Genomic DNA, 8,775 nt, shown 5'->3' with positions numbered 1-8,775 from the left:
GTTCGCGCAACTGCCGCAGCGTCCTCAGCACCGCCTCGCTTTCGTCCATTAGCACGGTTTCGGTGATTTCCAGCTCCAACCGATCGGCTGGCACGCCGGAGAAAGCCAGCGCCGAGATGACGCTGCGGGCGAAGCTGCCGCTTTTAAGTTGCACGGCCGAGACATTGACCGCGACGCGCAGGCCGGCGGGCCAGTCGGCCGCCGCCGTGCAGGCTTTCCTCAGCGCCCATTCGCCAAGCGGCACGATCAATCCAGTGTCTTCGGCGACCGGAATGAAGCTGTCCGGCGCCACCGTGCCGCGTGTCGGCGAATGCCAGCGCATCAAGGCTTCGGCGCCGACGATCTCCCCGGATGCGATGTTCATGATGGGCTGGAAGTCGAGGTCGAATTCCTGGCGCGGCAGCGCGGTCTCGAGGTCGATCTCCAGCGCACGCCGTGCCTGTACCATAGCGTCCATTCCGGGTTCGAAGAACCGATACTGATTGCGCCCTTCACTCTTCGCCCGGTAAAGCGCCGTATCGGCGTTTCTCAGCAGCGCGTCGGCATCTCCACCGTCGTCGGGGAAAACCGCGATGCCCAGGCTGATGCCGACATGCATCTCGCGGCTCTTGTCGCGGAACGGTTTTCCGATTGTCTCGACGATGCGCTTCGCGAGTTTTTCTGCATTGGCAATGCCCTTGAAGTTGAACTGGATGATGACGAATTCGTCGCCGCCGAAACGGGCGACGACGTCGGTTTCGTTGTGCAGGCAGCGCTGCAGCCTCTCGGCCACGCTCTTCAACAGCCAGTCCCCGGCCGGATGTCCCCAGGTGTCGTTGACCGCCTTGAAGCGATCGAGATCGAGCGAAAAGATTGCCAGCGGCGTGACCGCCGTGGCTTCCAGCGCAAGGTCGAGCCGTTCGCGAAACATCGAGCGGTTGGGCAATCCCGTCAGCGTATCGTGATGCGCAAGATGGGTCATGCGCTCTTCGGTGCGGCGACGTTCTGTGACGTCGTCGAAGGTCACTACCCAGCCGCCGCCGTTCATCGGCCGGCGTGTGACCAGAACCGTCCTGCCGTCGGCAAGATGCCGGTAGGCCGAATGCATTTTTGCCGCCGTCAGGCAGGCTTCGGTCTTGGCGACTTCGCTGTCGACGTCGATCTCCGTATAGATGCCGAGTTCCAGCAATCTTTCGAGCGCCTCGCGGTGCGTCGTTCCAAGCGGGAAGTCTGCCGCGGTGACATTGTAGAGTTCAAGAAAACGCCGGTTGCGCACGATCATCTTGCCGTCGGCGCCGTACATCAGCAGGCCTTGCGACATGTTGGCAAGCGCTGCGTCGAAGCGGCGGTGCTGCTCCTTGAGATCCTCTTGCGCGCGGCGCTGCTCGGTGATGTCCTCGTAGATCGAGACCCAGCCGCCCAGAGCCAGAGGGCGGTGCGAGATGCTGACGATGCGGCCGTCCGACAGTGTTTCTTCATAGGTCGAGGGCTTTGCCTGATCGATATAGGGCTTGCGGATGGCGTAGAGTTCGTCGGCGGTTTGCGAGGCGATGCCGATATCGACGCTGTGGCGCAGAATGTCGAGGAACCGGATGCCGGGCCTTATGACGCTGGCTTCGAGGCAAAAGATGTTCAGGTAGTTGCCGTTGCAGATGATCATCCGCTCGTCGGCGTCGAACATGCACAGGCCGTGCGACATGTTCTCGACCGCAGCCGAAAAGCGTTGGTTCTGCTCGCGCAGTTCGTCTTCCATGTGGCGGGAGCGGTCCATGCCTTCGGCCTCCCGTTTCGGGATGGTCGAACCATCCTTGGCATCAGCGACGGGCATGAGCGCGCCTGCGGACCGTGATCGAACGCGCTATTGTGGCCGCCGCCGGTTAATTTAGCGTTTTAATGCATGTCGCCCAAAAGTGACCTCGGTTTTGGGGAAAACGACATGCATAAAACAAGACCTAAAGCGCGGCGCATGAATCCGTTTCAGCGCGACGCGCTTTAGCCGATTGCGGTTGCCGAAACCTGGTGCCGCGACGTCTCGATCGCGGAAAACCGCTTCAGGAACGCATTTTGCGCCCAGGTCACCGAGCGTGGCGTGAAATCGAAGCGGTCGGCATTGAAGCCGCGCGGACGGCCGAAGAACTCGGTCGCCTCGGCGGTCGAAAAGCCGGCGAGCAGCGTTGCCTCGAAATAGGCGGCGATCTGGTCGGCGCGCTTGATCTCCTTGCGCAGCGCAGCACTTGGCTCCTGCGGCAGCGAGAAGCGCAGATGGATGGCGCGCTGCAGCCGCAACTCACAATCCTTGTAGCTGCCGCCCATCACCGATTTGAACGGTGAGATCATGTCGCCGATGACATATTCGGGGGCGTCGTGCAGAAGAGCCGCCAGCCGGGCGTCGGCCGAAGCCTCGGGTACCAGGTCGCGGAACAGCGCTTCGACCAGCAGCGAGTGCTGGGCAACCGAAAAAGCATGCTCGCCGCTGGTCTGGCCGTTCCAGCGGGCAACGCGGGCGAGCCCATGCGCAATGTCTGAAATCTCGATGTCGAGCGGAGAGGGATCGAGCAGGTCGAGCCGGCGGCCCGACAACATGCGCTGCCAGGCGCGTGCCGGCGCGCCGACGCGGTCGGCCGCCATCAGGCCTCCTCCGCGCTGACGGCTTCCTGCGGGAAGGCGAATTTTGCCCAGCCGGGAATGGCTAGTGTAACCGGAACGTCCGCCGCCATGATCGGCAGGTCGGCGTCGAGCGCCGCCTTGATCCGATCGATGCGCGCAATCGCCAGACCGATCGTGCCGGCGGTCGAGCCAAGCATGCCAACCGGCCTGCCTTCGACGGTCAGTTCGATGCCGGGCGCGGGCAGGGACCCGTCAGCCGACACAATCAGCACGCGCCGCCTGGCGGTGCCGCGATGCTGCATGCGCGAGACGACCTCCTGGCCGACATAGCAGCCCTTCTTGAAGCCGACGCCACCGGTTTCGTCCAGCAGCACGTCGTGGGGGAAGGCGTCTCCGAGTTGGTAGTCGCTGCCGCTTTCGGCAATGCCGCCGGCAATGCGGAAGGCTTGCCACGCGGCGACATCGCTGCGCTTATCTGTTTCGCCATAGGAACGCGTGACGGCACCCTTCGGAAAGCGTGTGTCGGCGGCCGCCGATGAATCGGATTGCGAGGGTGTTGATTCATGTCCCCATGCGACGATGACAAATGCCTGATCGGATTTGGCAATCTCGACCTTGGCGCGCAGTTTGTAGAGCGTCAGCCGGCGTATGAAATCGTCCGATATGTCGGCGCGGCATTCGAGCCAAAATGCATTCTCGCCGGTGCGGGAGATCAGGAAATCGAACAGGATCTTGCCTTGCGGCGTCAGCAGCGCACCGGGCTTGGCTTCGCCGGGAGCCAGGATGTCGAGATCGGTGGTCAGGATGTTCTGCAAAAAATGCTCGGCATCCGGACCTGATACGGAAACGAGGGCGCGGTCTTTGAGCTGGGCAAAGGGCATGGGTGGAAAAGCAACCTGATCTTGCAAAACGGTCGGCCTTTACGTAAGCCGCTGGCACTCCCCCCGCAAGAGAGCATGGCCATGATCTACGACCTCATCCTGACAGGCGGCACCGTGGTCAACCACGACGGCGAAGGGGCTCGCGACATCGGCGTGAAGGGCGGGCGCATCGCCGCCATCGGCGATCTCCGCCAGGCCTCGGCGGGCGAGACGATCGACTGCCGCGGCCTGCATATCCTGCCGGGCGTCATCGACAGTCAGGTGCACTTTCGTGAGCCGGGATTGGAGCACAAGGAAGATTTGGAAACGGGTTCGCGCGCAGCCGTGCTTGGCGGCGTCACCGCCGTGTTCGAGATGCCCAACACCAATCCGCTGACCACCAGCGAGGCAGCGCTTGCCGACAAGGTTCGGCGCGGCACGGATCGCATGCATTGCGATTTTGCCTTCTGGGTCGGCGGCACCCGCGAAAACGCCGGGGATGTCGGCGAGCTTGAGCGGTTGCCGGGCGCGGCCGGGATCAAGGTATTCATGGGTTCGTCCACCGGCGACCTGCTGGTCGAGGACGACGAAGGTGTCGCCTCGATCCTGAGAAACACGCGCCGCCGTGCCGCCTTTCATTCGGAAGACGAATTCCGGCTGCGCGAGCGTCTTGGCGAGCGCATCGAGGGCGATCCGGCATCGCACCCTGTCTGGCGCGATGAAATCGCCGCCTTGCGCTGCACCGAACGGCTTGTGCGCATCGCTAGGCAAGCGCGTGCCCGCATCCATGTCCTGCACATCTCGACGGCCGAGGAGATCTTGTTCCTCGAACAGCACAAGGATGTCGCGACCTGCGAGGCAACGCCGCATCATTTGACGCTGAGCGCCGACGACTATGGACGGCTTGGCACGCTGATCCAGATGAACCCGCCGGTGCGCCCCGCCCGCCATCGCGACGGCGTCTGGCACGGCATTGCGCAAGGCATTGTCGACGTGCTCGGCTCCGACCATGCGCCGCACACGCTGGCCGAGAAGGCCAAGCCGTATCCGGCCTCTCCGTCGGGAATGACCGGCGTGCAGACGCTGGTGCCGATCATGCTCGACCACGTCAATGCCGGCCGGCTAACCTTGCAGCGCTTCGTCGACCTGTCCAGTCATGGCCCGCAGCGGATCTTCGGCATGGCCAGGAAAGGCCGCATCGCCGCCGGCTATGACGCCGACTTCACCATCGTCGACATGATGCGGCGCGAGATGATCACCAATGCGCAGGCCGGCTCGAAAGCCGGCTGGACGCCTTATGATGGCAGGGAAGTGACGGGTTGGCCGGTCGGCACCGTCATTCGAGGCCGACGTGTCATGTGGGAGGGGGAAATCGTCACGCCAGGCCAGGGCAAAGCGGTGGAGTTTTCCGAGGCATTGCCCGTCTAGGCTCCCGGATCTCTGCAAGGGCAGAGGCAGAAAGCTCAATCCCCGGCGACGAAGAACGACCACTGTCCGGCAGGCGTGATGCCGACACGGTAGAAAATATAAGCGCCGAACTGCTTCATGTCGTTGAAATCGCCAGCGGTGACGATCTTGAACAGCTCGACCCGCTGCTTGGCGTCCAGCTTGTCCAGCGGCAGGGCGAAGAAATACGGCCACACATAGAGTTCTTGTGGCGTGCCGGCATCGAGGTGGACGTAGCCGGCATTAAGCACCTCCTCCAGGATGGCCAGAATCTCCTGACCGTCTGGGTCGCCGGAGAGGCCCTTGAGGAAGGCGATGGCGTCACCGTCTATGTCGGTCAGCGATATCTGTGTCATGCTCTCGCCCGTGCCGATCAACGGCCGCAGCTTTTCGATATCGCCGCCCTTGCAGGCTTCGACGATCAGATCGTGCATGCGCCGCACCGGTTCCGGCAGCTTGCCGAGATCGTAGACGACCTCGGGCACCGGCGTTTCCGGATCGACGCGCGGTCTGGTCACGCCGCCATCCGCCGGACTGTTCGGCTCGGCTTCGGCAGGAGCAGTCGGCTGGCTGGCCGGCGGCGGTGTTCCAACCGGGTTGGGCATCGGCACGGCGCTTCCGGGGGGCGACATGTCGTCGTCGGCCGGCGGCGTGACTGTCGGGGGGAGCTCTTCGCGCTTGATTTCGCTCAGTGCATACACGGGGCTGCTCGCGAGACACACAAGCAGGGGAATCGCGGCACAGCAAGCGGCGAAGGAGATGCGAAGGACCAAGCCACACGGCTTGCCTGACATCGAAAAACTCACTGCCCGTTTCTCCCTGCTTCCGGGCATGACGCCCGAGCGGCATGTTGCCGTCAAAGAACCGGACGTCGGTTCAGTGCCGCAGCCGTTCAGGTTCGAAGGCGCCAGCAATCACCTTTTCACGCATACGGTCGAGCAGGGCAAGGGCCGAGGTCTCGCCATTGGCACGCAACATCTCGCCGAAGGCTGTTTCGAGCGCTGCTTCGGCAATGATCTCGGGCTCTATCCCGGCGGAGAGACCTTCCGCCCAGGCCTCGCTGTGGCTTTCCACGGCGGTCAGGCGTTTTTCTTCCCTGACCAGCGCGTCGATGTCGTTGACACCATGTTCCATAAGCGAATGTCCACCCTTTCAAGCTGCGATCCGTCGATGTAGATCAGGCCTGATCTGTTCATTTCACACGCAGGGACAATTAAGTATTTGTAAATACGACATTTTTTTGATCGTCTTTTACAAAGCCCAATTGCCTTGTGCGAAGCTGCGTTCAGTCCGAGTCAAACTTAGCCGATTGGGGCGGCCTGCGGGGCGAAAACCTTCAGTTTGAGTTAATTCCGCTTTCGCGCTGTAAGGTTTCGTTAATACTGTTGCAGAAGTGCAACATGAGGATTGCACCAAGAAATCGCCTGGCACAAGCCGATATATCGGCTTGTGCCCGGCAATGATCCGGATAGTTGTTGATGAGCGAGTGCCTAGTTGCCGTAACGAGAGGCGATATCGCGAGACAGCGTCTCGCCTTCCTTCATGTAGCGGCTGATGGCTTCGGTCGCCGAGGACGTACACCTCGTATAGGTGCCGCCGAAGGAGCGGTAGCCGCGATTGAAGCTGGCAATGAAGCGGGCGCGCCGCTCGGCGTCCGGATTTTCCGAATCGAGCAGTTTTGTCATTTCGACACGCCACTGGTCGCCTTTCTCGCCGCACAGATTGCGCAGGAAATGCAGCGAGCCCAGAACCTCCGCCAGCCGCATCAACCCAGGCTCGAACGGCGATTCGGCGCTGAGCGCGGGCCGTATCGAAACGGTCGCGACGACCGCAAGACACGCGGCGAGGAGCATGGACGGACGGTTCATAAGCCTTCTCTACCCAACGGCGTGGCTCTGCCAAACAGGATAAGTCTTTGTGGCGAAACAATTTGTCGCCTGCAAGGCTGTTTTCAGGGCTTCGGCCCGTCGTCTCCGCGGGGGTCCAACAACTCCTCGGCCACGGCGAACACCGAGCCGGCGAGCGGCAATGCCGCCATCTCGCTGAGTGTATAGAAGGCCGCCGTCTCTGCGTCGTCGCTGGCTACCGCCTCGCCGCCGGCATAGGCCGCGCCGAAGACCGTGAGGAGGTAATCGACCGGGTGGCTGTCATCCCTGCCGTCAATGTGGCTTTCCCGTAGCGGGCGATAATTTGTGGCGCGCAAACCGGTTTCTTCCAGAAGTTCGCGCTCTGCCGCTGCCTCCAGCGTCTCGCCGGGTTCGACCTTGCCGCCCGGAAAGGCATAGAGCCCTTGCGAGGGTTGCCGGGCTCGCTTGACCAGAAGCAGGGTGTCTGCACGCACGACGGCGACCGAGACTGCCGGAAGTGTCTTGCGCGCTTCGTTCATGGGTTCCCGATCAGGCGTGTAGGCAGGTCTGTTGTGGACCGCCCAGCATGGGCAAGCTTTAGCGGTTGCGCAATGCCGGTTGCACCGGCACTTTCAGGAACCGAACCTTTCAAAGGGCGCCAATCGACCATGTGCGGACGTTTTGCCTTGACCGCGACGCCGGACCAGACTGCCGCCTTGCTGGGCTTGGCGGAACTGGAGGATTTCCCGGCGCGCTACAACATCGCACCAACCCAGCCGATCCTGATGGCGGTCGCCGGCCCCCCGCGGGCGCCGGGCTCCAATTTGCCCGACCGGCAGCCAATGCTGGTGCGCTGGGGGCTGATCCCGACCTGGGTCAAGGATACCAGGGAGTTTCCGCTGCTGTTCAACGCGCGCTCCGAAGGGGCTACCGAAAAGGCGTCGTTCAAGGCCGCCATGCGCCATCGCCGCGCCTTGGTGCCGGCTTCCGGCTTTTATGAATGGCGGCAAACCGGCGGCAAGAAAGGCCAGCCTTACTGGATCCGGCCCAGGCATGGCGGGTTGGTCGCCTTTGCCGGCCTGGTCGAGACCTATGCCGAGCCGGGCGGTTCGGAAATGGATACCGGCGCCATTCTGACCATCAACGCCAATGCCGATATCGCGCATATCCACGACCGCATGCCTGTGGTGATCGACCCCAGGGATTTCGCCCGTTGGCTGGATTGCCGCACGCTCGAACCGCGTGATGTCGCCGATCTGTTGCGGCCGGCTCAACTCGATTTCTTCGAGGCCATTCCCGTCTCCGACCTGGTCAACAAGGTCGCCAACACCGGACCGGAGATTCAGGAGCGGGGCGAGATCGGGCCGGAGCCCGAAAAGGTCAAGCGCCAGAAGCCCGGCGCGGACGACAATCAGATGACGTTGTTCTAGCTGAACCTGTTCTTCAGCGACGTATGTCTGCGCCATTTGCCAGGCGCCCTTGGCGCCGGGCCGCACACCACTTCAGGCGGCGCGGGGCGACACGATCTTCTGTACCGGCTTTTTCTTCTTCGCGGTGTGAAGGAGGGCGGCGACGATCGCGGCCGGGCCGATCGCGCGGTAGTGGTTGGCCAGTGCCGGCTGCTTGGCTCGGTTGGCTTCCTGCTTGGTTCGGGGCATGTCTCTCTTCCCAGGTAACATTTTCGTGTCTGCGTTTGATGGCCGATTCTGACCAAATCGTGACGCCTGCTGATCTAGCCGGCGAATGTTTCATGACTGTGCCGACATGTTTAATAAAATGTTTCAGTGCATCATTACCTGTGATCCAGCGACGTTTTTGCCGAAACTTGCGACTTGACGGCAACACATGCCAAGGCGATAAAGCCGCCCATGAAAACGTCTTTCGCCATTTGTGGCATTTGCATTATTGGCTAGCCTCGCGCTGGTCCGGACGTTTTCGCCTCATCTTTCCCCAGATTGGACAAACGCCCCGGCCAGCAGGCTGGAGCCTGATTTGCGTTTCGCGCAGGGCTGGCTTCGTCAAATTGAGTTCTGAAC

10 protein-coding genes are annotated in these 8,775 nt (G+C 62.2%); 2 read left to right on the top strand and 8 right to left on the bottom strand.

All coding sequences use genetic code 11. The features are described from left to right. The 3 genes from EN893_RS09445 to EN893_RS09435 form a co-directional block, all read right to left on the bottom strand. A partial coding sequence (locus EN893_RS09445) for a PAS-domain containing protein (protein ID WP_128361509.1) occupies nucleotides 1-1,807 on the bottom strand: 1,807 nt, incomplete at its 3' end. 164 nt (nucleotides 1,808-1,971) lie between these two features. Next, nucleotides 1,972-2,607 (bottom strand): HD family hydrolase, encoded by a 636-nt coding sequence (locus EN893_RS09440; protein ID WP_127271677.1) that lies wholly within the window; start codon nucleotides 2,605-2,607, stop codon nucleotides 1,972-1,974. Then, nucleotides 2,607-3,467, bottom strand: coding sequence for a folate-binding protein YgfZ (locus EN893_RS09435; protein WP_128361508.1), 861 nt, complete (start codon nucleotides 3,465-3,467; stop codon nucleotides 2,607-2,609). The genes EN893_RS09440 and EN893_RS09435 overlap by 1 nt, the downstream gene beginning before the upstream one ends. Before the next feature lie 75 nt (nucleotides 3,468-3,542). Here EN893_RS09435 and EN893_RS09430 point away from each other — a divergent pair, with 75 nt between their 5' ends. Then, on the top strand, nucleotides 3,543-4,874 hold the full coding sequence (locus EN893_RS09430) for a dihydroorotase (RefSeq protein ID WP_164748947.1): 1,332 nt from the start codon (nucleotides 3,543-3,545) through the stop codon (nucleotides 4,872-4,874). Nucleotides 4,875-4,909: 35 nt separating this feature from the next. On the opposite strand, the gene EN893_RS09425 is transcribed toward EN893_RS09430, so the two are convergent. The 4 genes from EN893_RS09425 to EN893_RS09410 all read right to left on the bottom strand — a co-directional run bounded on the left by EN893_RS09425 (nucleotide 4,910) and on the right by EN893_RS09410 (nucleotide 7,278). Further along, nucleotides 4,910-5,698, bottom strand: a complete 789-nt coding sequence (locus EN893_RS09425) for a hypothetical protein (protein ID WP_164748946.1) — start codon at nucleotides 5,696-5,698, stop codon at nucleotides 4,910-4,912. 70 nt (nucleotides 5,699-5,768) lie between these two features. Then, nucleotides 5,769-6,026 (bottom strand): hypothetical protein, encoded by a 258-nt coding sequence (locus EN893_RS09420; RefSeq protein ID WP_008874920.1) that lies wholly within the window; start codon nucleotides 6,024-6,026, stop codon nucleotides 5,769-5,771. A 356-nt stretch (nucleotides 6,027-6,382) separates the two neighbouring features. Then, on the bottom strand, nucleotides 6,383-6,760 hold the full coding sequence (locus tag EN893_RS09415) for a TIGR02301 family protein (RefSeq protein WP_127270900.1): 378 nt from the start codon (nucleotides 6,758-6,760) through the stop codon (nucleotides 6,383-6,385). Between the two features lie 83 nt (nucleotides 6,761-6,843). Beyond that, complete coding sequence (locus EN893_RS09410; protein ID WP_128361507.1) at nucleotides 6,844-7,278, bottom strand: NUDIX hydrolase; 435 nt, start codon at nucleotides 7,276-7,278, stop codon at nucleotides 6,844-6,846. Nucleotides 7,279-7,407: 129 nt separating this feature from the next. On the opposite strand from EN893_RS09410, the gene EN893_RS09405 reads away from it, so the two are divergent. Then, complete coding sequence (locus EN893_RS09405; protein WP_127268540.1) at nucleotides 7,408-8,169, top strand: SOS response-associated peptidase; 762 nt, start codon at nucleotides 7,408-7,410, stop codon at nucleotides 8,167-8,169. Nucleotides 8,170-8,241: 72 nt separating this feature from the next. Here the strand turns inward: EN893_RS09405 and EN893_RS09400 are convergent, their stop codons facing one another. Further along, entirely contained in the window at nucleotides 8,242-8,397 is a 156-nt protein-coding gene (locus tag EN893_RS09400) for a hypothetical protein (protein ID WP_081738801.1), read from the bottom strand. Between the last annotated feature and the right edge of the window lie 378 nt (nucleotides 8,398-8,775).

This window comes from Mesorhizobium sp. M7A.F.Ca.CA.004.04.2.1 (assembly GCF_004022825.1).
Classification (GTDB): Bacteria; Pseudomonadota; Alphaproteobacteria; order Rhizobiales; family Rhizobiaceae; genus Mesorhizobium.
This window is presented reverse-complemented; position numbering and strand designations above follow the sequence as displayed.